The organism is Methylobacterium sp. Leaf465, assembly GCF_001424705.1.
Taxonomy (GTDB): domain Bacteria; phylum Pseudomonadota; class Alphaproteobacteria; order Rhizobiales; family Beijerinckiaceae; genus Methylobacterium.
On record NZ_LMRA01000001.1, the window covers coordinates 192,251 to 214,414 of the forward strand.

The window sequence follows — 22,164 nt, forward strand, 5'->3', positions numbered from 1 at the left end:
GGTAGACGATCGCCTGCGAGATGCCATCGCGGATCTCGGCGGATGTGGGTCGAACGCCCGTACCCGGCTTGTCGATCAGGGCCTTCACATGAGACTTCGCCGAGTCCAGGTCATTGGCCCAAGCCTTCGAGCCAAGCGCCGACGTCTCGTGACGGAGAATAATTCGGAACATATTTCGCCCTTTTCAAGATTTAGGCGAACATACACGAGTTTCTGAAAGCTCCTACGCGTTTAAATAGAAATAAGTTTGCCTTCCATGATTGCCAGAGACCGACCCCGAGTGCATCTTTGATGAGGGATCTCGCGCGTCAGCGGCCAACGATAGGGCTGACGTTACTCTCAGGTCATTGTTTTAAGGGACCGCCGATGGATGTCGTCCTCACGCCGATGAAATCGGACGTCGATGTCTGGTCGCTGAAGGATCGGCTGGGTCGCGATCTGGGAACGATCCGGAGAAGCGCGACGGGGGATACCGTCAGCATCGAACCGGAGCCGGGCACGATCCTGCAGACCATCAAGCTCCGGCACCCGAGCCTCGATGAGGCCATGTCGGCCATTGCCAAGCTGACGAACGGCGCTTGCAACCTCGACAGCCAGCAATGGGATTAGGGCACCTTGGATGAAGGAATTCCTCGAAGTGGCCCTCGACGTGGCGGTCGCCCTGGTCGCTCTGGCGATCGGCGCAACGATGGTCCGGGCTCAGGCCGGAAATTCCGAGCCAACGCTCTCCCGGACACCATCTCCCGCGCTGCACTTCTGTGCCGCGGCGCTCATCTTCATCATCGAAACCTGCATCGGCGCCACCTCGCTCAGACACTGATACCGGTTTGAGATCCGAATCCCCGCCACGCCTCGGCCCTGCGCTCAGCGACAGGCGCGCTCCGGGGCCGACCTTCGGTGCGAACGACGCCAACGGACCGATCGCAGGGCACGGACGCATGCGGTCCGGGGGATCGCCTGCGTTTTGGCTGTGATCTGTTGAAGTTGCGCGAAGACGCCTGGCGAGCGGCCGTCGCACCGCCCCGGTGGCCAATCGCGTCCGCCCCGGCGACGTCCGTCGCGATCAGACTTCCCTCACTCAGGCCGCCTCGACGGCGACCACGCGCTCGGCGACGGCGTCCAACGCGACGAGGGCGGCCAGGGCCCGACCGATGCGATTAAGCCCCGCTTCGTTCTCGATGATGGGAAACGCCATCTCCAAAGCACGCGTCACACCGACGACGGCCGCCTGTCCTGCCGAAGATCGACGCCGACGCACGAGTTCTTTGATTGTCATAGAGATTCCTACCCAGCGGGCAGTATGCGCCTCGATCGATCGATCACCTACACTTATTGTAGATTGGGTCGGATCCCGCCGCCCGGACACTGCCGGGCGCGAACGTGCGCCTAGAGCCAGCTCCCGTCGTTGATCCGGGCGCGGATCGGATGCTGCTCAGCCAGGACACGCGCGTGCGAGATCCCCGCCGCGAGCGCGAGGGCCGCGGACGGGTAGGAACTCGGGGACCGGTAGGGGTGATAGCCGGTCGTGCAGACCGACCAGCGAAAGCGACCTTTCTCGCTCCGGCAGGCCGAGACGGCCACGCTATGGTCTGGCAGCGAAGGAATGCGCATCGGCCCGTCATGCCACGTCCCCCGGTCCCGACCAAGGCAGGGGACTTCCGGGGTTTCCAGGATCGGGCCACGGTCTCGGGTCGATACGGCGGATCACCTCTCAGGCGACGCGGACGAGCACGTGCTTCTTGCGACCGAACGAGAGCTTGATGACGCCGTCCGCGGTGAGGTCCGCCGTGCGCAGGACCGCCCGCTCGTCCGTCACCGGCACGTCGTTGACGCGCAGGCCCCCGCTCTTGATCTGGCGGCGGCCCTCGCTGGTGGAGGGCAGGAGCTTGGCGTAGTCCGGGCCGAAGGCCGAGAGGACGCCGAGGCCGGCGTCCAGGAGCTCGGGCGAGACGGTGATGCTCGGGAGGTCCTGCGCCACCGTGCCCTCGACGAAGGTCTTGTGGGCCGTCTCGGCGGCGGCGTCCGCCGCCTCGCGGCCGTGCATCAGGGCCGTCGCCTCCGTCGCCAGCACCTTCTTGGCCTCGTTGATGCCCGCGCCGGGCAAGGCTTCCAGGCGCGCGATCTCGTCCATGGGCAGGAGGGTGAACAGCTTGAGGAAGCGGCCGACATCGGCGTCCTCGGTGTTGCGCCAGAACTGCCAGTAATCGTAGGGGCTGAGCATCCCGGCATCGAGCCAGACCGCCCCGGCGGCGGTCTTGCCCATCTTGGCGCCCGAGGCGGTGGTCAGCAGCGGGCAGGTGAGCCCGTAGAGCTGCGGCGTGCCCATGCGGCGACCGAGATCGATGCCGTTGACGATGTTGCCCCACTGGTCCGAGCCGCCCATCTGCAGCACGCAGCCGTAGCGACGGTTGAGCTCGACGAAGTCGTAGGACTGCAGGATCATGTAGTTGAACTCCAGGAACGAGAGTTCCTGGTCGCGCTCCAGGCGCATGCGCACGCTGTCCATCGACATCATGCGGTTGACCGAGAAGTGGCGCCCGATGTCTCGCAGCATCTCGATGTAGTTCAGCTTGGTCAGCCACTCGGCATTGTCGACCATCGTCGCAGCCTGGCCGCCGTCACCGAACGTGAGAAACCGTGAAAAGGTCTTCTGGATGCCGGCCTTGTTCTCCTCGATCTGCGCGAGGGTGAGAATCTTTCGCGATTCGTCCCGGCCCGAGGGGTCGCCCACCCGCGTCGTGCCGCCGCCCATCAGGGTGATGGGCGTGCCGCCGGTGGCCTGGAGCCAGTGCAGCATCATGATCGAGAGGAGGTGGCCCACATGCAGGGAGGCGGCAGTGCAGTCGTACCCGACATAGGCCGTCAGCCGGCCCTCGCGGGCGGCCGCATCGATGCCGGCGAGGTCCGACCCCTGGTGGATGTAGCCGCGCTCGGTCAGGACCTTCAGAAAATCGGATTGCGGCTGGAAGGGCGCGTTTGCGGCGGCAGCCTGGGGGGCGTCGGAGGACATGCGAGGTTCCGGTTTCGAGAATCGCGGCGCGGGACAGCGTTGAAGGCCGCGTGATAGCACCGCACGGGATGTGGAGCGGCTCTTAGCAGGGCTGCGGACGGAAGGCACGGGCATCAAGGCCCGGGGAGGGCACCATGACGATGATGCGCGCGATCGGGTTGATGAGCGGCACGTCCCTCGACGGCGTCGACGTCGCCCTGATCGAGACCGACGGCGAGACCGTGCGGGTGGTCCAGAGCCATAACGGCTACCTCGAGCCCCTCGGGCCGACGGGCTATCGCGGCTACTCGGACGAGGACCGGGCCCTGCTGCGCCAGGCGCTGATCGATTCGGAAGGGGTCTCCGCCCGCGAGGACCGGCCGGGCTGCCTGGCGGAGGCCGAGGCCTTCGTCACCGCCGCCCATGCCGAGGCGGTGGAGAGCTTCCTGGCGGACAACCATCTCACCCCGGCCGACATCGACGTGATCGGCTTCCATGGCCAGACCGTGGTGCACCGGCCGGACCAGCGCATGAGCGTGCAGATCGGCGACGGCGCGGCCCTGAGCCGGCGGCTGGGCATCGCCGTGGTGTCGGACCTGCGCCACGCCGACGTGGTGGCGGGCGGGCAGGGCGCCCCCCTGGTCCCGGTGTTCCACCAGGCCCTCGCCCGCGCCTCCGGCTTCGAGGGGGCCCTCGGCATCCTGAACATCGGCGGGGTCGCCAACGCCACCATCCTGTCGGCGAACGGCGACGTCATCGCGTTCGACACGGGGCCCGGCAACGCGCTGATCGACGACTGGATGCGGGAGCGCACCGGCCGCCCCCTCGACGACGGCGGTCGCACCGCCGCCCGCGGACGCCCCGACGAGCCGCTGCTGGCCTGGCTGCTGATCCACCCGTTCTTCGCCCGGCGGCCGCCGAAATCCCTCGACCGCAACTGGTTCTCGCACAAGCTCGCGGGACAGCTCTCGACGGAGGACGGCGCCGCGACCCTTACGGCCTTCACCGCCCGCGCGGTGGCCCGCGCCCTCGACCACGCCCCCGAGATCCCGGCCCGCTGGATCGTGGCCGGCGGCGGCGCCCGCAACGGCGAGCTCGTGCGCCTGCTGAACTACCACCTGCGCGCCGAGATCACGACGGCGGACGCCATCGGCTGGTCCTCGGCCTATCTCGAGGCACAGGCCTTCGCGCATCTCGCGGTGCGCTCGCTCAAGGGCCTGCCGATCACCTTCCCGTCCACCACCGGCGTGCGCGAGCCGACCACCGGCGGCGTGCTCGCGCGGCCGGATGCCTGAGGCGCAGCGCGTGTCCTGGCGCAGGGTCGCCCCCGGACCGGCGCATGGCCCCGCGCTGGCCCTCGGGCCAAACCCGCGCTAGAGCGGGAGCGCCATGTCGCACAATACGTTCGGACACCTGTTTCGCGTCACCACCTTCGGCGAGAGCCACGGGGTCGCCCTCGGCTGCGTGGTCGACGGCTGTCCGCCCGGGCTCGCCCTGTCGGCGGAGGACATCCAGGCGGAACTCGACCGGCGCAAGCCCGGCCAGTCGCGCTTCACCACCCAGCGGCGCGAGCCCGACCAGGTCCGCATCCTCTCGGGCGTCTTCGCCGACGACCGCACCGGCGGCGTCCAGCTCACCACCGGCACGCCGATCGCCCTGGAGATCGAGAACACCGATCAGCGCTCGAAGGATTACTCCGAGATCCGGGACAGCTACCGGCCCGGCCATGCCGACTACGCCTACGAGGCCAAGTACGGCATCCGCGACTATCGCGGCGGCGGGCGCTCCTCGGCGCGCGAGACCGCCGCGCGGGTCGCGGCGGGCGCCGTCGCCCGCAAGGTCCTGCCCGCCGGCGTCACCATCCGGGCCGCCCTCGTGCAGATGGGCCCCCACGCCGTCGACCGGTCGCGCTGGGACTGGGAGGCGGTGAACGCCAACCCGTTCTTCTGTCCGGACCCCGAGACCGCGACCTTCTATGCCGATTACCTCGACGGCATCCGCAAGGACGGCTCGTCCGTCGGCGCGGTGATCGAGGTGGTGGCCGAGGGCGTGCCCCCCGGTCTCGGCGCGCCGATCTACGGCAAGCTCGACGCGGATCTCGCCGCCGCCATGATGTCGATCAACGCCGTGAAGGGCGTCGAGATCGGCGACGGCTTCGCCGCCGCGTCCCTGCGGGGCGAGGAGAACGCCGACGAGATGCGCTCGGGCAATGCCGGCGCCCCGACCTTCCTCGCCAACCATGCGGGCGGGGTTCTGGGCGGCATCTCCACCGGCCAGCCCATCGTCTGCCGCTTCGCCGTGAAGCCGACCTCCTCGATCCTGACGCCGCGCATGAGCGTCTCCCGGGACAACCGCGACGTCGACCTCGTCACCAAGGGGCGCCACGACCCCTGCGTCGGCATTCGCGCCGTACCGGTGGCCGAGGCCATGATGGCGTGCGTCCTCGCCGATCACTATCTGCGTCATCGGGGGCAGGTCGGCGCGCGGGACTGATCCTGCCCGCGCCCGCCGTCGTCCGATCCGCGAAACGCCAAGAGACAGCCCGTGCCCCACACCCACGTCACCGAGGCCATCGAGGCCTATGCTCGCGGCGAGATCGTCGTCGTCACCGACGACGACGATCGCGAGAACGAGGGCGACCTCGTCGTCGCCGCCGCGCTCTGCACGCCGGAGAAGATGGCCTTCATCATCCGCAACACCTGCGGCATCGTCTGCGCGCCCCTGACCCGGGCCGAGGCCCGGCGCCTGCGCCTCGACCCGATGGTGGCCTCGAACGACGCGCCGCTCGGTACCGCCTTCACGGTGACGGTGGACACCAAGCACGGGCTGACCACCGGGATCTCGGCCGAGCAGCGCTGCAACACGGTGCGGGCGCTGGCCAACGGCAACATGGGCGAGGACGATTTCGTCCGTCCCGGCCATGTCTTCCCGCTGATCGCCAAGGATGGCGGCGTGCTCATGCGCTCCGGCCACACCGAGGCGGCGGTGGACCTGTGCAAGCTCGCGAACCTACCCCCAGTGGGCGTGATCTGCGAACTCGCCAACGACGACGGCACGGTGATGAAGGGTCCGCAGATCACGGCCTTCGCCGAGTTGCACAACCTCAAGCGCGTCTCGGTGGCCGATCTGATCGCCTACCGGCAGGCCCGCGAGACCCTGGTGGAGCGGGTCGGCACCTTCCCGGTGAAGACCGAGTTCGGCGAGATGACGGGCTACGCCTACACGACGCCGTTCGAGACCGTGCAGCAATTCGCCTTCGTCCACGGCCGCATCGGCGACGGCGAGGACGTGCTGGTGCGCTTGCACCGGTCGAACGTGGTGGCCGACGTCATCGAGGGCGGGCGCCAGATCGAGGCGGTGATGCGCCGCTTCGCCGAGGAAGGCCGCGGCATCCTCGTCTACCTCCGCGACGGCACGGCCGGCGTGCCCCTGAAGCCCTTCGTCGAGGAGGGTTCGGAGGCGCAGCGCGTGGCGCAGTGGCGCGAAGTCGGGCTCGGCGCCCAGATCCTGCGCGATCTCGGCGTCTCGTCGATCCGCAACCTCGCGACCTCGTCGCGCGCCTATGTCGGACTCTCGGGATTCGGGATCGAGTTCCTGGGCGACGAGCGCCTGGAGAGCTGAGCCGACGCGGGGGGCGAGAGCATCCAATTGCTTCTCGACCCCACCGAGGATCGGGTCGGCCGGCTCTCAGGCCTTGGGGCCGCTCGACCAGGACAGCCGGCGCGGGTGGGATCCCGCATGCGGTCCTGGGTAGGACGGGGCCCCGCCCCGGTGGTGCTCGGTGTCGCGGCGCGTCAGGATCTCGCGAACGGCGAGGATGGTGAAGCGATACCAGATGTAGGCACCGCGCAGGAGCCGTCGCCCCCCTCTCGCATCCACGTCCTCGATCAACCGCATTCCGCTTCCCTCTGCGCTCGGCGAGCGTCTCCGTCAGACCTACGTAGTTTCGGTCGCGATGGCACCCATTTTCCGTCATCGCCGCGGGCCGGCGGCGAGAACCGCCAGCAAGGAGCGTCGTCGCCGACACCCGCGTTCGACTTGCTGCGATTCGCTTGCAAGCGCCGGGCCGCGCGTATCGGTCTCGCACATGCCCGACCCGGACAAGGCGGTCTGGCACAGGGCAGACCTGCGCGGGAACCCGCCGCACAGGGCGAACCCATACCGGGAAGGTCCAACGCGGCAGGCGGTTCCCGCGCGCGCGTATCCTTGCCACAGTGGCGCGCGTGCAGAGTGCGCAGCGCCGGTCGGGACGCGAACGGAGAGGCTTCATGATCGATGATGCGCGCGGGCGCGTCCTCGTCGCCGGCGGCGGCATCGCGGGACTGGCGGCGGCGCGGGCCCTGCACCGGCGCGGGGTGCCCGTCCTCGCCCTGGAGCGGCGCACGGCGCCGGAGGATGGCGGGCTCGCCATCAACCTCCCGGGCAACGCGGTGCAGGCCCTCGGGCAACTCGGGCTGGGCGACGCCCTGGAGCGCGTCGGGTCGCCCGTCCGGCGCCGCGAATATCGCACCCATCGCGGCCAGCTCCTGTTCGCCGTGGACGAGGCGGCGTTCTGGGGGGAGGCGGCCTGCCCGCGCTGCCTGCGCCGCTCCGACCTTCAGCGCCTCCTGGGGCAGGACCTCCCGCCGGAGGCGATCCGGCGTGGCGGCACGATCCGCGCGGTCCGGGCGACCGCGTCGGGCGTGAGCGTCGATCTTGGCGAAGGAGGGGTGGAGCAGGGCGGCCTGCTCGTCGGCGCGGATGGGGTCCACTCGACGGTCCGGCGTTCCATGTTCGGCGAACAGGCGACCCGCGCGGCCGTGCTCGGACAGGCCAGCTGGCGCTTCATGGCCCCAAACCCCGGCATCGATGCGTGGACCCTCTGGGCGGGGGCGGGGGGCCTGTTCCTGCTCATCCCGGTCGACACCGATGCGGTCTATGGCTGGGTTTCGATCAGCCGGACCGGGGCGGGCGAACGGGATCTGGCGAAAGTCCGCCGGGTGTTCGCCCCCTTCCCGCGCCTGGTGCAGGACACCCTGGATCGAGTCCTGGTCCATCCCGACGCGATCCATCATTCCCCGCTCGAGGAGGTGCGGATCGCGCGCTGGACCCAAGGTCGGGTTCTCCTGGCCGGCGATGCCGCCCATGCCACCGCGCCGGTCTGGGCACAGGGCGCCGCCCTCGCCCTGGAGGATGCCCTGGTGCTCGCGGACCTCCTGGGGCGCGAAGCGGATTGGAACACGGTCGGCCTCGCCTACGAGGCGCGGCGTCGCCCCCGCGTGGCCCATGTCCAGGCCATGACCGATCGCCTGTCGCGCACCGCCGCGCTGCCGGACTGGGCGCGAAACCGGCTGCTGCCCGTCATCGGCCCACGCAGCTACCGCGCCGCCTATGCGCCCCTCCGCGAGCCGGTCTCGGTGTGGGAGCGGACGGGCGATGGAAGAGGCGCGTCTGTGCAGGGCGCCTGATCGAACGAATTGTCGGAGGGAGAAGGGGAGGCCTGGTAGCGACCTCGTCAGTTCATGAGGGGACACCAACTCTGTTGAGTTGGTGCGGCCAAGAGGACTCGAACCTCCACCCCTTGCAGGACTAGCACCTCAAGCTAGCGCGTCTACCAATTCCGCCATGGCCGCATCGTCAACACACCGTTCGCGTCGGTCACCGGGCCCGGAGATCCTGTCTCACTCGGCTGCGGCGGCCGATCTCTCGGGGCGCGGCGCAGCCAATAACAGAGGGATTTCCGTCCGACAAGCGCCGCGTGGGCGGGATCAGAGAAAATCGACACCGCCTTCGAGGACCGGGACCGCGCCCTCGCCGATGGTCACCCCGGCGAGGCGCACCACCTCGGCCTTGCGGATCAGCTCGGTGATTTCCACGGAGATGCGGTTGCCCGTCACGACGATCTGGCCCCGCGCGATCGGGTGGTCGTTGGCGAGGATCTCGACCATATCGGACTCGGTGGATTCGAGTTCGATCACGGCGCCCCGGCCCATGCGCAGCAGCATGTGCAGCGGCATGTGACTGCGGCCGAGCACCACCTTAAGATCGACCTTCAAGTCTTCCAGAACCGCCACGCGCCCCGTCCCCCGCTCCGGGGCGGCGCGCGATGCGGCGTCCGCCCTTCCGTCCACCTTCCACGCGCGATGGTGAAGTCTTGGTAAACGAAACCCTAAACGCCACCCGGCTGGCGCTCCCGCCGAGGGACTTCCGGCCCATGGCCGGCGCGGCGCCGGTGGACTGGCGGATCAGCGACGCGCTCGTGCCCTACGGGGAGGCCGTGGCCGCCATGGAGGCGCGCGCCGAGGCGATCGCGGCGGGGCAGGCGCCGGAACTGGTCTGGCTGCTGGAGCACCCACCGCTCTACACGGCCGGCACCTCGGCGCAGGACGCCGACCTCGTCGCCCCCAGGCGCTTCCCCGTGCACCGGACGGGCCGGGGCGGGCAGTATACCTATCACGGGCCCGGCCAGCGGGTGGCCTACGTGATGCTCGACCTCAACCGGCGCCGCCGGGATCTGCGGGCCTACGTGGCCGCCCTGGAGGCCTGGATCATCACAACCCTGGAGGCCTTCAACGTGCGCGGCGAGCGGCGGGAGGACCGGGTCGGGGTCTGGGTCCGCCGACCGGAGCGCGGGGCGGCGGTCGAGGATAAGATCGCCGCCATCGGCATCCGGGTCCGGCGCTGGGTCAGCTTCCACGGCATCAGCCTCAACGTGGAGCCGGACCTGTCGCACTTCTCCGGCATCGTCCCCTGCGGCATCGCCGGCCACGGCGTCACCAGCCTCGTCGATCTCGGCCACCTCGTCTCGATGCCCGAGGTCGACATGCAACTGCGCGCCGCCTTCGAAGCGATCTTCGGCGAGACGGTGTCCCTCGGTTAGAGTTTGCCCGGGATGGGGGGAAACCGGTTCTCCCGAGGAGGCAAACCGGCGAGACAGACCCTAGATCACCGGCACGCCGCGTCCCTTGGCGTGCTCGCCCGGCTCGACGTGAATGACCACCACGGAGCCCTCGATGGCGTTCTCGATGGCGGCCTCCAGCCGGTCGCAGATCGCGTGCGAATCCTGCACCGTCATCGTGCCCGGCACCACGAGGTGGAAGTCGATGAAGGTGGCCTGTCCTGCGTGACGGGTGCGGACGTCGTGCGCCTCCAGGGCGCCGGTGCTGTGGAGGGAGATGAGCGCGCGGATCTGCGCGACCATCTCGCCGGGGGCCGCCTTGTCCATGAGGCCGCTGACCGAATCGCGGATCATGCCCCAGCCCGACCACAGGATGTTGAGGGCGACGAGCCCGGCGATGAGCGGATCGAGGATCGCGTAGCCCGTGACCGCCACCAGGGCGACGCCGACGAGCACGCCGCCTGAGGTGACGACGTCGGCCATGACGTGCCGGGCATCCGCCACCAGGGCGGGGGAGCGCCATTCCCGGCCGCGGCGCAGCAGGATCACGGCCCAGGCGCCGTTGATCGCGGTGGCCATGAGGTTGACGAGGAGGCCGGTCAGCGGCGCGTCGAGGGGCTTCGGGTCGAGAAGCCCGTGGAAGGATTCGCGCAGGATCAGGATCGCCGCCACGACGATGAGCGCGCCCTCGATCACGGCGGAGAAGTACTCGGCCTTGTGGTGGCCGTAGGGGTGGTCGTCGTCGGCCGGACGGGCGGCGACCCGCAGGGCGACGAGGGCGAACACCGCCGCCACCACGTTGATGATGCTCTCCAGGGCATCCGAGTACAGCGCGAGGCTGCCGGTGACCCAGTAGGCGGCGAACTTGAGGCCCATCACCAGGGCGCCGAGGCCGGCGCTCAGGAGGGCAGCTTTCTGGGTACGGTCCATGGCGACGTCCGGTCTCGGCCCGGGCGCAGCAGCGACGCCCGGTCGCGCGGCCATAGCGCCCGTCCCGGCGCCAAGGCCACGGCAAAGGTTGAACCCGCCGCTGAACGATTGAGCCGGGGCTATGCCGACTCGGAGGTCTCCGGCGTGTCCGGCGCCACGGGCTTGCGCGCCCGCTCGCGGGCAGCGAAGCGCGCGCCTTCAGCCCTGGCGCGCTCGGCCTTGCGCCGGAAGCTGCGGGCGCTCCAGTTCCAGCGCGCGGCATCGGCCAGCGTCTCGAGGCGCTGCGCCTCCCGCTCCCAGTACGTCACCAGCTGCCCGTCCAGGGTCACGCGGCCCGGCCGCACCGGCCGGGGGGTCCCGTCGCTCATGCCTCGAACTCCTGACTCGATCCCACCGTGAGGGGGTCGGACTATCGCAACCGGAAGTACGAAAATCCAGGCGCGCCGGGCGGTGGCCCGGCCCCTCAGCGAACCGGCAGGACCGTCCCGGGTTCCGGGCACGCGCGCCGGACCATTGATCCGCGCGGGCAAACCGGGCAGGTGGCGCGGCATGCGCGTCGATCTCTTCGATTTCGAGCTGCCCGAAGACAGCATCGCCCTCAGGCCGCCTGTGCCCCGCGATGCCGGGCGCCTCCTCGTGGTCCGGCCCGACGACGGCCTGGAGGATCGGCGGGTGCGCGACCTCGCGCAGCTCCTGCGCCAGGGCGACGCCCTGGTTTTCAACGACACCCGGGTGATCCCGGCGCGGCTCGCCGGCGTCCGCCATCGCCCGGGCTCGCCGGGCCTGCGGATGGAGGCGATGCTGCACCTGCGCGAGGCGGCGGACACCTGGCGCGCCTTCGCCCGGCCGGGCAAGCGCCTCGCCGCCGGCGAGCGGGTCAGCTTCGGCCGCCACGGCGCCAGCGCGCCCTGCGCCCTCGGTGGACTCGACGCCACCATCGCGGCGAAGGGGGAGGGCGGCGAGATCACCCTGCGCTTCGATCTCGCCGGACCGGCCCTGGACGAGGCCATCGCCGCCATCGGGGACCTGCCGCTGCCGCCCTACATCGCCGGCAAGCGCCCCACCGACGCGCAGGACGCCACCGACTACCAGACCGTCTATGCCCGCGAGCCCGGCGCGGTGGCGGCCCCCACCGCCGGCCTGCACTTCTCCGAGGCGATGCTGGCCGAACTCGATGCCGCCGGCATCGCCCGCCACACCGTGACCCTGCACGTGGGCGCCGGCACCTTCCTGCCGGTGAAGGCCGACGACACCGCCGACCATCGCATGCATGCCGAGATCGGTCGCCTCGACGCCGACACCGCCGAGGCCCTCAACGGCGTGCGGGCGCGGGGCGGGCGCATCGTCGCCGTGGGCACCACGGCCCTGCGCCTCCTCGAGAGCGCGGCCGACGAGGACGGGCGCCTCCACCCCTTCGCCGGCCAGACCGAGATCTTCATCACCCCGGGCACGCGCATCCGCGCGGTGGACGCCCTGATGACCAACTTCCACCTGCCGCGCTCGACCCTGTTCATGCTGGTCTCGGCCTTCTCGGGCCTGGAGACCATGCGGGCGGCCTACGCGCACGCCATCGCGGGGGGCTATCGCTTCTATTCCTACGGCGATTCCAGCCTGCTGTTTCCGGCGCGCGGCTGAGGGGCCGGCCCGCGCGGGGTTTGCCTCGAAAGCGCCGGAGGCTCTAAGACGGCGCCCATGTCCGAGCCCGCCTCTCCCGCCGCATCCGCCGGCCTGCCCGCCGAATTCACCTTCCGCGTCGACGCCACCGACGGGGCGGCGCGCACCGGCGCGATCACGATGCCGCGCGGCACCATCCGGACGCCGGCCTTCATGCCGGTGGGCACGGCCGCCACCGTGAAGGCGATGTATCCGGGCCAGGTCCGCGAACTCGGGGCCGACGTGGTCCTGGGCAACACCTACCACCTGATGCTGCGCCCCGGTCCCGAGCGCATGGCCCGCCTCGGGGGCCTGCATCGCTTCATGAACTGGCCGCATCCGATCCTCACCGATTCCGGCGGCTTCCAGGTCATGTCGCTCTCGGCCCTGCGCAAGCTGGACGAGCAGGGCGTGACCTTCCGCTCCCATGTGGATGGCTCGACCCACCACATGAGCCCGGAGCGCTCCATCGAGATCCAGGGCCTGCTCGGCTCCGACATCCAGATGCAGCTCGACGAGTGCGTCCGCCTGCCGGCCGAGCACGCGGCCATCGAGAAGGCGATGCACCTGTCCCTGCGCTGGGCCGAGCGCTGCCGCGTGGCCTTCGGCACCCAGCCCGGCAAGGCGATGTTCGGGATCGTCCAGGGCGGCGACGTGCCGGCCCTGCGGGTGGAGAGCGCCCGCGCCCTCGTGGACCTCGACCTCAAGGGCTACGCCATCGGAGGCCTCGCGGTGGGCGAGCCCCAGGCCGTGATGCTGGCGATGATCGAGACGGTCGAGCCGCACCTGCCCGCGGGCAAGCCGCGCTACCTGATGGGCGTCGGCACTCCGGACGACCTGATGCGCTCGGTGGCCCGGGGCATCGACATGTTCGACTGCGTGATGCCGACCCGCGCCGGCCGCCACGGCCTCGCCTATACCCGACACGGCCGGATCAACCTGCGCAACGCCCGCCACGCCGAGGACACCCGCCCCCTGGACGAGGCCTCGTCCTGCCCGGCGGCCCGCGACTATTCCCGGGCCTACCTCCACCACCTGGTGCGCAGCGACGAGATCCTGGGAATGATGCTGCTCACCTGGAACAACCTGTCCTACTACCAGGACCTGATGGCGGGCCTGCGCACCGCCATCGCGCAGGGCCGCCTCGCCGACTTCAGCGACGAGACCCGCGCGGCCTGGACCCGGGCCGAGGCCGAGCGCGCCGCGGCCTGACGCACCATCCCCGGGGGACGACCGCGAAGCCGGTTGACCCCATACCGCCGACCCCCTATTGCGAGCCACGCTGTTCGACACGGCGCGGCGCCGAGCGCCGCAACGCCCCGTCGCACACGAGCGCGTAGCTCAGTTGGTAGAGCAACGGACTTTTAATCTGTAGGTCCTGGGTTCGAGCCCCAGCGCGCTCACCATCTCTTTCCAGATCTCGAAATGTGATCCGCTGCGCGGCGCCGCTTCTCGTGGCTCCGCAGGAATGGTGACGCCCCGTCGCCGCGCATGAGCGAGCCGATAAACTGCGTGGCCGCGACCGTACGGGACCCCTCGCCGGGGGAGTCGTTAGAGAAGCGGAACCAGTGGTCCGATATGCCCGAAGAGGCGTTCGAGCATCATTGCGGGCTGGCAAGATCGAGCGGATCGGGGGCGATCGGAGATCGACCGCGAAAACATCGCTGGCGCGCCCTACGGGAATCGAACCCGTGTTTTCGCCGTGAAAGGGCCGTTCCGGGCCCAAAGCTGAGAACCATGAGGTGCTAAGCGCGCTGCGCCGCTGGCAAAATCCCGTCATTCACATCATAGTTCGTGCACACCTCAGTGTGAGACGATCTGTGAGACGCAGTATGGCTCAGCCTTCGACGATCGACAGCGCCGCGAAGCGTGCGAAGCTGGCGCCGAACAAGAACCCCTACTGGCACGGTATCTCGGGCGGGCGAGGGGGCGTCTCGCTTGGCTACCGTAAACCGGCGCGCGGACCAGGCTCATGGGTCGCGAAGCTCGTTCTGGACGGCAAGCGCAGCGAAGAGCGTCTGACGCTGGCCGACGATCCGGGGGCTGGATCCGGCGCACTCTCCTATCCCGCGGCCGTCACTGCAGCGATCCAATGGGCCAAGGCCCGCCTTGCTTCGATAGAGAACGCCGAGGCAGACGACACAGCGGTTCGGGCTCCTACGGTCAGGTCCGCCGTGGAGACCTACATCGCCGCTCGGGCCGACCGTGCCGCAGCCGCTGGTCGAGATGCCGGAAGCCGTCTGTCGAAGCACGTACTGTCCGATTCTGAGTTCGCAGAGGCGCCGATGGCGCGCTTGTCGGCGGCCGCAATCCAGGCTTGGCGTCGACGCCTGACGAAGGAATTGGCGCCGACGACGGTCAATCGTCTCCTCAATGACCTGCGGGCGGCTCTGAACGCATCTACAGACCTACATCGGCGCAGTTTGCCACCGTCGACCGCAGCAGAGATCAAGTCGGGTACGAAGGCCATCTCTGCGGCCTCGGACGCGCGAAAGCAGGTGCTGCCCGACGCCGAGATCAGACGCCTTGTGGATGCCTCCTTCGCCGTCGACGGGTCAGGCGACTTCGGCCGACTTGTGCTGGTCATGGCCGCGACGGGCGCCCGGTTCTCGCAGGTCGCGCGCATCACTGTTGCCGACGTCCAGGTAGCGCGGTCTCGGATCATGGTGCCGCCATCGCAAAAGGGTCGCGCGGGAAAACGGCCTACCCCGATCGCGGTCCCGGTCGGTGCCGACGTGGTGGGACGGCTCCAGCCAGTCCTATGCGGCCGGCGAGGGCACGAACCGCTGCTTCTTCACTGGTACAAGAAGCAGACCGGGCCGGCGGAATGGGAGCGCGTCGACCGGCGGCCTTGGGCCTCGGCGTCGGCAGCAATTCGTCAGTGGGCCGCCGCGCGCGACATCGCTGCGGCGCCAGCCGACACGGTAATGCTGTGCCTTCGGCATAGCTCGATCGTGCGGGCACTGAGCGCCGGCGTGCCTGTTCGCCTCGTCGCCGCGCTTCACGACACCAGCGTCGGGATGATCGAAGCGCACTATTCGGCCTACATCGTGGACGCCACCGAGGAAATCGCGCGCCGGGCCGTCACGCCGTTGGCGCCGACCGAGGCCACGCCGCTGCGCCCTGTTTCCGAGGTGGCAGCGTGAAGGAGAGGCCACCGACCCGAACGAAGCTGACGAAGAGCGGGCGGATCATGGGCCGGCCGCCAGGGGATGCGGTGGCTGGGAAGGCGAAGGTTGAGCGGCCCGCGATGACGCGCCGTCTCGTCGGTCTCGCGCCAATTCGCGCAGTGTTCAAGGACGGCACCTTCGTGCCTGCCTACGGTCCGCCGCGCCCGATCTACGAAGAGCGCGAAGACGGGGCAGGGCGGTGGGGCCAGACTTCCAGCGACGATACGCTCTGGATCGTGCGGGCCCTCGAGGGGCGCGGTCGCCGGGGCTACGCCGCGAACCTAGCAAGACAGATTGCCGACGAGGCTGGCCGACCGACCGCCGACGTCGAAAGCGTCAAACGGAAGCTTCTCAAGACGCGGGCTGCAATTAGAGCTGCGAGAGAGCGCCTCGAAAAAGCCCCTTAGACCCCTCGCAGCGCTTTCGACTTTCCACCGAAAACGAAGCCGCATCAGCTGTTTGGGATGCAGGTATTATCTGTAGCTCCCGGCCGCTTAAGCCTCATGGTTCCCTACCGTCATCACGGACACAGGTGGCGAACATGCAGAGCAAAAGAATCGGTCGCGACCAGCACAGCGCGTCGCGAAAGGGTGGGGCCGCAGCTGTACCGCCGACGGCAAAGAGGATCTCGAAAGCCGCTGTCCGGATGCCCTGGCAGGAGCGGCCATACCAGCAGCTTGGGGCCGCGAGCGAGATCGCGCAGGTCTCAGAAGCCGCGCTGTACAAAGCCGAGAAGGAAGGGGCTCTGACTTTCGTCCGGCTCGCCGGCCGAACCCTCGTCGAGACCAGCAGTCTGATCGCATTCCTGAATCGTGCTCAGCCGTGGACGCCATCCGATCGCGGCGCCGCAGCTCGTGCTCGCCGTGTTGAGGTTGCGCGGTCGGCGTTGCGGCCGTGAGCTCCCAAGCGCAGCAAACCTTCCGACAGGATCCCGAAGACGCGCTCGAGCAAAGCTCCGGGCCAGCGCTGCAGCCCGTGCACCCTCAAAACCGAAACGGCCAGGACCCCCGTGGCAGGGCGTCTGGCCGTTTGGCTTAAGCGTTCAAGGAATTGAGATGCTGGACAGCACCAATGTAGCGGCCGCCGTGCCGTTGGACAACGTGGCCGATGACACGGCTAACTTTGGCAATCCGGCCTCTCCCCCTCAGGAGCATGGCCGATGAACGCCTCGACCCCCGTCAATTACTTCCGTGCGCTCTATGACTACGGCTACACGCGCCTTGTCCCGATTCTTCCGATGGGCGTGTCAGTCACCGAACGCACCACGCTCAATCGGCCCGGCTCCCACGGGAAGGCCGTTGGTATCCGCGGCAGCAACGGCCTGTGGTTCAGCTACGACTGGGTCACATACGAAAACGATGAGGACGACCTGGAGCGCTGGCATCGGATGCAGGCCGACATCGGCATCAAGTGCGGCCAGATGCCGGACGGCACCTGGTTCCTGTTCCTGGATGCCGACACGAAGAACCCCGAGCTGGCGGCCATCATCGAGCAGCACGTCGAGGCGATGGCCCCGGGGCTGCCGAAGCGCATCGGGCAGGCCCCCAAGGCGGCCTTCCCGATCCGGGTGTCGGGCGAGTACCGCTACAGCCGCATCGAGTTCGGCGAGCGCAACGCCAAGGGCGAGCTGTCGGACCGGTTCGAGGTGCTGACCGAGGGCCGGCAATGCAAGGTGCGTGGCATCCACCCTGACACCGGAGAGCCGTACTACTGGCCGCGCAAGCTGATGCCGTTCCACGAGCTGCCCGTGGTCACGCCGCAGCGCCTGACGCAGTTCATGGACGATCTGCGCGCCGTGCTGCCGGCGGCGTCCGAGGTGAAGCGCGAAGGCTCGTCGGCCGTCGTGAACCAGGAGAGCTTGCGCGGCGATCCGGATCTCGTGCGGAAGGCCGTATCCCTGATTCCCAACACGTCGGAGCGCTTCCCGACACGGGACACCTACCGAGACCTCGGTTACGCGATCAAGGCCGCACTACCGGACGACGAACCGGCGGCCTTCGCCCTGTTCGAGGACTGGTGCGAGCGATGGGAGGACGGCGAGAACGATCCGAAGGTGGTTGCGAGCGACTGGCGCCGGATGAAGCCGCCGTTTCGCCGCGGTGCCTCGTGGTTGTTCGATCTCGCTGCAGCCGCAGCGCCGGACCAGTTCTCGAAGGGAGAACAGTGGTTCGAAGCCGATCCTGACGTTTCGGAGTTCCCCTCCCTTCCAGAGGGGGGAGGGTCGGTAGCGGCCAGGCCGAAACTCCAGCTCCAGTCCTTCGATGACGTGGCCGCCACTGCCCTGACCATCTCGTCCCACCCGCTCGTCGACGATCTGTTGGACCAACGCGCCATGACGGTGCTGTACGGCGAGAGCAACACGGGCAAGACGTTCGTGGCGATGGATCTGGCGTACCACGTGGCGTCCGGGCTCCCGTGGGGCGGGATGCGCACCGAACAGCACGCCGTGGTCTATATCGCGGCCGAGGGCGGTGCTGGCGCTCGCAAGCGTGCGGCGGCGCTCCGGTCGAAGTATGGGCCTTGCCCGGGCTTCCTGTACCTGTTGTCGCCCGTGAACCTGTTGGACCCGAACGCCGATCTCGGGCCGTTGATCGATCTCCTGAAGGGCGTCGACCGTCTCGGCCTGATCGTGCTCGATACGCTGTCTCGGGTCCTCGCCGGAGGCGACGAGAACAGCAGCATCGATATGGGCGCGTTGGTCCGGCACTTCGATGCGATCCGGGCGGCCACCGATGCGCACCTCTTGGTAGTCCACCACACCGGCAAAAAGCTGGAGCGCGGCGCGCGCGGCCATTCGCTGTTGCGAGCCGCCACCGATACCGAGATCGAGATTTCGGAGGGGAAAATCCGGGTCACGAAACAGCGCGACATGGAGAAGTTTTCCGAGGCAGCGTTCGGCCTCGAAACGGTCGTGCTCGGGCAGAACGCGCGCGGCAAGGATATCACCTCTTGCACGGTCGGCCTCTTGGCTCGCGGCAGCGTCGAGGCTGGAGAGCTAACGGATCGAGAGGCCGAGGTGCTGCGAGCCGTTACGGTAGTCCTGGCCCGGGCTGTCGCTCCGGCCAAGGGTGTGCGGTCCGCTGCCATCGCGTCGGAGCTTGGCGAGGCGGGGGACGATGGAGCGAACCGGGTCCGCGGCCATCTCAACAAGCTGGTCTCGAAAAACCGCCTCGTGAAGCTGGATCGAGGTCTGTGGTTGCCACGTGACATACACGCCGCGACCTACTTCGAAGCGATCGATCCTCCAGAGGAAACACCGAAAAACCTCGGCAAAACGCTTGCTACGGAAGCCCCCCAAAACAGCCGACCGCAAACTACGCTTTTGGACCCTAGCGGAGGAGTTTTTGCGTAGTGCAGGACAACCGTAGTTTCTTCGGCCTGTGCAATATCAATGACTTACGACCAACCGTAGGGAACCGTAGGACGATCCGTAGCGTCGGCGACCAACCGTAGCAGCCCGTAGGGACCCTTAGGGCCCTACGGACTACGGAGTTCCGTAGTGGTTCGGATTTCCAGGCAGGAGAATGAGCTGAGAGCCGTGACATACAAAGCTGAAATCGGAGGGTTGGCGGCTCCCGGAGCGACAGCATGGGGCAGGCCAACGGTGCGGCCGTCTTGGCGGATAGTTCACGGGGCCGCAACGTGAAGCGCGGGTTCGGGACGAACGCGCCCGCGTCGTCGCGGCAAATCGCGTGGCGGCGCTCGGCCCGCTTCAAGGCGATGGGCCGGGCCGCGTGCCTGCGCTTCAACGCCCTCCGCAGGACCGGGCCGAAGTGCGAGGCCATCAAACGGTCGGACGGCCAGCCATGCCAGAACCCGCCGCTGGCGAACGGGTCGGGCCGGTGTCGGCTTCATGGGGGCGCTACTCCGGCCGGGAAAAAGGGCTGGCACGTCGTCCAGCTCCCGCCGGTTGATACCGCCAAATTCGAACGGAAGCTGGCCGACGTGAACCAGCGCGCGCGGAAGCTGGCCAAGCGCCTTGCCGCGATGACCCCGGAGCAGCGCGGCCGCTACGATGCCTGGCAGCGCACGCACCGGCCGGGTCCGCCCGGCGCGCGATCCGCCGCCCGGTACATGGCTGACCAGGCCAGAGCCATCCGCGAGATCATCGCACGGCCTGACGCGCCGAGCGCCCACGACGCCGAGCTGGCCGAGATCGACGCGATCCTCGCGGAGCTGAAGCGCCAGCACGCCGTCGCGGCCGAACAACCGGGAACCCATCACATCGGAGATATCTTCGAATGAGTGACTATCACGGCATGACCCCCGCCGAGGCGCGTCGGTATCTTCAGGAGCGCATGGAGACCGAAGGAGCGGTGCTCGCCTACGAAACGGCCGTCTCGATTTGCCGCGACCCTAAGGCCTCCGCGACGGCCAAGGCGTCGGCGCTCAAAGCGCTGTTCTACGTCGCCGGTCACGATGGGAAGCCAGCGCCCGACCGGGACAAGCCCGTTTCTGAGATGACCTACGCCGAGGCGGAAGTGATGCTCGCGGAGCTGAAGCGGGAGCACGCCGCCAAGTCGAGCGACACAGCGACAGACATATTCGACTAAAGGTCTCAAAACGTTGTCCATTCTGTACATCGGAACTATATGCAAGTATGGACAAGATAATATTTCAACTAATACGCTTGACAGGCTTCAGATAAGAAGTTTTCTTAAGTTTATCCGGAGCCTCCGGACGAACACCGGCCGTTGAATACGGCCAGGGTCTCCAACCATGTCGCACTTGAGCATCGTGCCGCCTTCAGCGGCGCAGTCGAACACGCTCGACCTTTTCACGCACCCTCTCACGTCGAACGGCCTCCACCCAGGCTACATGGTCCCCTGCTTCCCTGTCGTGGACGGAGAGGATCCAAGCCCGAACGCCTCGATTGAGGTGCTCGTCCACCAGGACCAGGCCCCGGCGTTTACGGACGAGGCCAACGCCATTGGGGAAACCGCTGGTCTCACGCATCCCGTGTGTGATGTCGCCACCGATCATGGGGGCGGCCTTTGGCGGCTTGTCGAGATCGTCGGCCCTCGCGCGCTCATTCTGGAGCTGATGCTGGTGGCGCAGCGCCACGGATGCAAGCGCGTGCTGTACCCGGCCTAGGTCCTTGCCAACATCGAACCACCCGAGGGGCGCCCTGACCGGCGCCCCTTTCGCGTTCCGGATCGGACTCGCGCGAAGGATCGAAAATCAGCGCCGAACGGCCAGAAACCGATTGCGTAACATTCTCAAACGGACGTATAAGGTTGTTATAGACGAGATCGAGACCCTCATGACCGGCACGAACCACCCCGAGCTGCCCCTGTCCAAGCCGGCCATCGCCTACGTCCGCGTCTCGACGGATCGGCAAGGCAAGTCAGGCCTCGGGCTCGATGCGCAGCGGGCGGCCCTGACGGCCTTCGCCGCGGCGCACGGGTTCGAGATCGTGGAAGAGTTCACGGACGTCGCCTCGGGCAAGGGCGAGGACGCGCTGGAGCGCCGGCCGCAGCTGGCCAAGGCGCTGGCCCGGGCGAAGAAGTTGAAGTGCCCTGTCGTCGTCGCCAAGCTCGACCGCCTCTCCCGCGACGTGGCCTTCATCGCCGGCCTGATGGCGCAGCGGGTCCCCTTCATTGTGGCCGAGCTCGGCGCCGATGCCGACCCCTTCATGCTCCACATCTATGCCGCCCTGGCCGAGAAGGAGCGCGCGCTGATCTCGGCCCGCACCCGGGCCGCGCTGGCGCCGATGGTCGGCCGCGGTGTGCTCGGCAACCGCACGAACCTTGCCGAGGCATCAGCCAAGGGCCGCGAGACCCTGGCCGCCAAGGCCGACGACTTCGCCGCGAACGTGCTGCCCGTCATTCGGGAGATGCAGGCCCGGGGCGCCTCGATGCGGGCCGTGGCGGCCGAGCTGAACGACCGCAACGTCAAGACGGCGCGCGGCGGCACGTGGACGGCCGTCCAGGTGTCTCGCATCCTCGATCGGGCGGCGTGAGAGAGCTTAGCCGGCCCGCAGGGCGATGACGTTCGAGCCGGGTTCGCTGTGGCCTACGAACCGCCGTGAGGGCCTCGGCGAGACCGGCGCCAGGATCGCGGCCGGGACGGGCCGTAGCGTCTTCTCCAGGTCCACGGCGTGCCGGCGAGCATCGGCCAACATGCCATTGAGCCGCGCGGCCAGCGCGGGCGTGAGATCGGCGCCGCGGATCTCGTCCGCGACCGTGTCGAGTGTGGAGCGCAGGACGCGGGCGCGCATGTCGGCGGGCAAGCACATGGGGCGATCTCCTGTGGCGGGCGGGCATTGTGCGCCCGACGACCTCGACGCGCCAAGCGTCATCTCCGCCGCTTGAGGGGGCGAAGGGCCGCCCCGGGGCCGGGCCGACCCCCGCCCGGGCAGTCCAAACGCCTCCGCTAAAACCGGCGGCGCCCCTGTCTGTAAATTTTGCGCGCCTCAAAAATCCGAGACATACAAAGCCGCGTTACCGACAGTTTTTGTATGTCACCTATGAAGCAGACAGCAAGGCCACAGGCCAACGATCTAGCGCAGTTCCGGGATTTGCTTTGAATAGGCGGGGCGTCTA

Annotated in this window: 24 protein-coding genes and 2 tRNA genes; 18 read left to right on the forward strand and 8 right to left on the reverse strand. The window is 68.6% G+C overall.

Annotated features, from left to right (window positions below):
• Nucleotides 1-291 precede the first annotated feature (291 nt).
• The gene (locus ASG51_RS00815) at nt 292-609 is read left to right on the forward strand and encodes a hypothetical protein (RefSeq protein WP_210168752.1); all 318 of its coding nucleotides are present in this window, start codon (nt 292-294) and stop codon (nt 607-609) included.
• A 10-nt stretch (nt 610-619) separates the two neighbouring features.
• Nucleotides 620-820 (forward strand): hypothetical protein, encoded by a 201-nt coding sequence (locus tag ASG51_RS00820; RefSeq protein WP_056378461.1) that lies wholly within the window; start codon nt 620-622, stop codon nt 818-820.
• Nucleotides 821-1,386: 566 nt separating this feature from the next.
• On the opposite strand, the gene ASG51_RS00825 is transcribed toward ASG51_RS00820, so the two are convergent.
• Together ASG51_RS00825 and tyrS are read right to left on the reverse strand one after the other, a co-directional pair.
• Nucleotides 1,387-1,611: a hypothetical protein gene (locus tag ASG51_RS00825; RefSeq protein WP_156389515.1), complete on the reverse strand. Its 225-nt coding sequence runs from the start codon at nt 1,609-1,611 to the stop codon at nt 1,387-1,389.
• A 100-nt stretch (nt 1,612-1,711) separates the two neighbouring features.
• The gene (gene tyrS / locus ASG51_RS00830; protein WP_056378465.1) at nt 1,712-3,010 is read right to left on the reverse strand and encodes a tyrosine--tRNA ligase; all 1,299 of its coding nucleotides are present in this window, start codon (nt 3,008-3,010) and stop codon (nt 1,712-1,714) included.
• Nucleotides 3,011-3,144: 134 nt separating this feature from the next.
• Here tyrS and ASG51_RS00835 point away from each other — a divergent pair, with 134 nt between their 5' ends.
• The 3 genes from ASG51_RS00835 to ribB all read left to right on the forward strand — a co-directional run bounded on the left by ASG51_RS00835 (nt 3,145) and on the right by ribB (nt 6,610).
• Complete coding sequence (locus tag ASG51_RS00835; RefSeq protein WP_200927200.1) at nt 3,145-4,284, forward strand: anhydro-N-acetylmuramic acid kinase; 1,140 nt, start codon at nt 3,145-3,147, stop codon at nt 4,282-4,284.
• A 94-nt stretch (nt 4,285-4,378) separates the two neighbouring features.
• Complete coding sequence (aroC, locus tag ASG51_RS00840; protein ID WP_056211085.1) at nt 4,379-5,482, forward strand: chorismate synthase; 1,104 nt, start codon at nt 4,379-4,381, stop codon at nt 5,480-5,482.
• Nucleotides 5,483-5,533: 51 nt separating this feature from the next.
• Nucleotides 5,534-6,610, forward strand: a complete 1,077-nt coding sequence (gene ribB / locus ASG51_RS00845; RefSeq protein ID WP_056211087.1) for a 3,4-dihydroxy-2-butanone-4-phosphate synthase — start codon at nt 5,534-5,536, stop codon at nt 6,608-6,610.
• A 66-nt stretch (nt 6,611-6,676) separates the two neighbouring features.
• Here the strand turns inward: ribB and ASG51_RS00850 are convergent, their stop codons facing one another.
• Complete coding sequence (locus tag ASG51_RS00850) at nt 6,677-6,886, reverse strand: hypothetical protein (RefSeq protein WP_056211089.1); 210 nt, start codon at nt 6,884-6,886, stop codon at nt 6,677-6,679.
• A gap of 371 nt (nt 6,887-7,257) precedes the next feature.
• Between ASG51_RS00850 and ASG51_RS00855 the strand changes: the two genes are divergently transcribed.
• Nucleotides 7,258-8,436 (forward strand): FAD-dependent monooxygenase, encoded by a 1,179-nt coding sequence (locus tag ASG51_RS00855; RefSeq protein WP_056378466.1) that lies wholly within the window; start codon nt 7,258-7,260, stop codon nt 8,434-8,436.
• 80 nt (nt 8,437-8,516) lie between these two features.
• On the opposite strand, the gene ASG51_RS00860 is transcribed toward ASG51_RS00855, so the two are convergent.
• Nucleotides 8,517-8,601: transfer RNA gene (locus tag ASG51_RS00860), tRNA-Leu, on the reverse strand.
• Between the two features lie 135 nt (nt 8,602-8,736).
• The gene (locus tag ASG51_RS00865) at nt 8,737-9,042 is read right to left on the reverse strand and encodes a FliM/FliN family flagellar motor switch protein (protein ID WP_056211093.1); all 306 of its coding nucleotides are present in this window, start codon (nt 9,040-9,042) and stop codon (nt 8,737-8,739) included.
• Between the two features lie 140 nt (nt 9,043-9,182).
• On the opposite strand from ASG51_RS00865, the gene lipB reads away from it, so the two are divergent.
• Nucleotides 9,183-9,848, forward strand: a complete 666-nt coding sequence (gene lipB, locus ASG51_RS00870) for a lipoyl(octanoyl) transferase LipB (RefSeq protein ID WP_056378468.1) — start codon at nt 9,183-9,185, stop codon at nt 9,846-9,848.
• 60 nt (nt 9,849-9,908) lie between these two features.
• On the opposite strand, the gene ASG51_RS00875 is transcribed toward lipB, so the two are convergent.
• Nucleotides 9,909-10,796, reverse strand: coding sequence for a cation diffusion facilitator family transporter (locus ASG51_RS00875; protein ID WP_056378470.1), 888 nt, complete (start codon nt 10,794-10,796; stop codon nt 9,909-9,911).
• Nucleotides 10,797-10,915: 119 nt separating this feature from the next.
• A complete protein-coding gene (locus ASG51_RS00880; protein WP_056353827.1) occupies nt 10,916-11,164 on the reverse strand; it encodes a hypothetical protein in 249 nt (82 codons plus the stop codon).
• A gap of 181 nt (nt 11,165-11,345) precedes the next feature.
• Here ASG51_RS00880 and queA point away from each other — a divergent pair, with 181 nt between their 5' ends.
• From queA to ASG51_RS00930, 11 genes are all read left to right on the forward strand, one after another.
• Entirely contained in the window at nt 11,346-12,431 is a 1,086-nt protein-coding gene (gene queA / locus ASG51_RS00885) for a tRNA preQ1(34) S-adenosylmethionine ribosyltransferase-isomerase QueA (protein ID WP_056378472.1), read from the forward strand.
• 57 nt (nt 12,432-12,488) lie between these two features.
• A complete protein-coding gene (gene tgt, locus ASG51_RS00890; protein WP_056378474.1) occupies nt 12,489-13,661 on the forward strand; it encodes a tRNA guanosine(34) transglycosylase Tgt in 1,173 nt (390 codons plus the stop codon).
• A 118-nt stretch (nt 13,662-13,779) separates the two neighbouring features.
• A tRNA-Lys gene (locus ASG51_RS00895) sits at nt 13,780-13,855 on the forward strand.
• A gap of 426 nt (nt 13,856-14,281) precedes the next feature.
• Nucleotides 14,282-15,595, forward strand: coding sequence for a site-specific integrase (locus ASG51_RS00900; protein ID WP_056378477.1), 1,314 nt, complete (start codon nt 14,282-14,284; stop codon nt 15,593-15,595).
• A gap of 104 nt (nt 15,596-15,699) precedes the next feature.
• Nucleotides 15,700-16,026: a hypothetical protein gene (locus ASG51_RS23790; RefSeq protein WP_156389516.1), complete on the forward strand. Its 327-nt coding sequence runs from the start codon at nt 15,700-15,702 to the stop codon at nt 16,024-16,026.
• Between the two features lie 239 nt (nt 16,027-16,265).
• Entirely contained in the window at nt 16,266-16,517 is a 252-nt protein-coding gene (locus ASG51_RS00905) for a hypothetical protein (protein ID WP_056378478.1), read from the forward strand.
• 261 nt (nt 16,518-16,778) lie between these two features.
• Entirely contained in the window at nt 16,779-18,971 is a 2,193-nt protein-coding gene (locus ASG51_RS00910) for an AAA family ATPase (protein ID WP_056378480.1), read from the forward strand.
• A 236-nt stretch (nt 18,972-19,207) separates the two neighbouring features.
• Entirely contained in the window at nt 19,208-19,864 is a 657-nt protein-coding gene (locus ASG51_RS00915) for an HGGxSTG domain-containing protein (RefSeq protein ID WP_056378482.1), read from the forward strand.
• Nucleotides 19,861-20,172 carry a hypothetical protein gene (locus ASG51_RS00920; protein WP_056378484.1) on the forward strand — a complete coding sequence of 104 codons (312 nt, stop codon included), beginning with the start codon at nt 19,861-19,863 and terminating at the stop codon, nt 20,170-20,172. Before ASG51_RS00915 ends, ASG51_RS00920 begins: the two co-directional genes overlap by 4 nt.
• A gap of 166 nt (nt 20,173-20,338) precedes the next feature.
• Nucleotides 20,339-20,713: a hypothetical protein gene (locus ASG51_RS00925; RefSeq protein ID WP_056378486.1), complete on the forward strand. Its 375-nt coding sequence runs from the start codon at nt 20,339-20,341 to the stop codon at nt 20,711-20,713.
• Nucleotides 20,714-20,882: 169 nt separating this feature from the next.
• Complete coding sequence (locus ASG51_RS00930; RefSeq protein WP_056378488.1) at nt 20,883-21,581, forward strand: recombinase family protein; 699 nt, start codon at nt 20,883-20,885, stop codon at nt 21,579-21,581.
• A 6-nt stretch (nt 21,582-21,587) separates the two neighbouring features.
• On the opposite strand, the gene ASG51_RS00935 is transcribed toward ASG51_RS00930, so the two are convergent.
• Nucleotides 21,588-21,857, reverse strand: a complete 270-nt coding sequence (locus ASG51_RS00935) for a hypothetical protein (RefSeq protein ID WP_056378490.1) — start codon at nt 21,855-21,857, stop codon at nt 21,588-21,590.
• Between the last annotated feature and the right edge of the window lie 307 nt (nt 21,858-22,164).

Bases quoted from the DNA above. Each gene is read 5' to 3' on its own strand.
- ASG51_RS00875 (WP_056378470.1), bottom strand. From the start codon at position 10,796: ATGGACCGTACCCAGAAAGCTGCCCTCCTGAGCGCCGGCCTCGGCGCC.
- ASG51_RS00915 (WP_056378482.1), top strand. From the start codon at position 19,208: ATGGGGCAGGCCAACGGTGCGGCCGTCTTGGCGGATAGTTCACGGGGC.
- ASG51_RS23790 (WP_156389516.1), top strand. From the start codon at position 15,700: ATGACGCGCCGTCTCGTCGGTCTCGCGCCAATTCGCGCAGTGTTCAAG.
- ASG51_RS00935 (WP_056378490.1), bottom strand. From the start codon at position 21,857: ATGTGCTTGCCCGCCGACATGCGCGCCCGCGTCCTGCGCTCCACACTC.
- ASG51_RS00925 (WP_056378486.1), top strand. From the start codon at position 20,339: ATGTCGCACTTGAGCATCGTGCCGCCTTCAGCGGCGCAGTCGAACACG.
- tyrS (WP_056378465.1), bottom strand. From the start codon at position 3,010: ATGTCCTCCGACGCCCCCCAGGCTGCCGCCGCAAACGCGCCCTTCCAG.
- ASG51_RS00835 (WP_200927200.1), top strand. From the start codon at position 3,145: ATGACGATGATGCGCGCGATCGGGTTGATGAGCGGCACGTCCCTCGAC.
- ASG51_RS00920 (WP_056378484.1), top strand. From the start codon at position 19,861: ATGAGTGACTATCACGGCATGACCCCCGCCGAGGCGCGTCGGTATCTT.
- ASG51_RS00825 (WP_156389515.1), bottom strand. From the start codon at position 1,611: ATGCGCATTCCTTCGCTGCCAGACCATAGCGTGGCCGTCTCGGCCTGC.
- ASG51_RS00820 (WP_056378461.1), top strand. From the start codon at position 620: ATGAAGGAATTCCTCGAAGTGGCCCTCGACGTGGCGGTCGCCCTGGTC.
- ASG51_RS00905 (WP_056378478.1), top strand. From the start codon at position 16,266: ATGCCCTGGCAGGAGCGGCCATACCAGCAGCTTGGGGCCGCGAGCGAG.
- queA (WP_056378472.1), top strand. From the start codon at position 11,346: ATGCGCGTCGATCTCTTCGATTTCGAGCTGCCCGAAGACAGCATCGCC.
- ASG51_RS00850 (WP_056211089.1), bottom strand. From the start codon at position 6,886: ATGCGGTTGATCGAGGACGTGGATGCGAGAGGGGGGCGACGGCTCCTG.
- tgt (WP_056378474.1), top strand. From the start codon at position 12,489: ATGTCCGAGCCCGCCTCTCCCGCCGCATCCGCCGGCCTGCCCGCCGAA.
- lipB (WP_056378468.1), top strand. From the start codon at position 9,183: ATGGCCGGCGCGGCGCCGGTGGACTGGCGGATCAGCGACGCGCTCGTG.
- ASG51_RS00815 (WP_210168752.1), top strand. From the start codon at position 292: ATGAGGGATCTCGCGCGTCAGCGGCCAACGATAGGGCTGACGTTACTC.
- ASG51_RS00930 (WP_056378488.1), top strand. From the start codon at position 20,883: ATGACCGGCACGAACCACCCCGAGCTGCCCCTGTCCAAGCCGGCCATC.
- ASG51_RS00855 (WP_056378466.1), top strand. From the start codon at position 7,258: ATGATCGATGATGCGCGCGGGCGCGTCCTCGTCGCCGGCGGCGGCATC.
- ASG51_RS00900 (WP_056378477.1), top strand. From the start codon at position 14,282: ATGGCTCAGCCTTCGACGATCGACAGCGCCGCGAAGCGTGCGAAGCTG.
- aroC (WP_056211085.1), top strand. From the start codon at position 4,379: ATGTCGCACAATACGTTCGGACACCTGTTTCGCGTCACCACCTTCGGC.
- ASG51_RS00880 (WP_056353827.1), bottom strand. From the start codon at position 11,164: ATGAGCGACGGGACCCCCCGGCCGGTGCGGCCGGGCCGCGTGACCCTG.
- ASG51_RS00910 (WP_056378480.1), top strand. From the start codon at position 16,779: ATGAACGCCTCGACCCCCGTCAATTACTTCCGTGCGCTCTATGACTAC.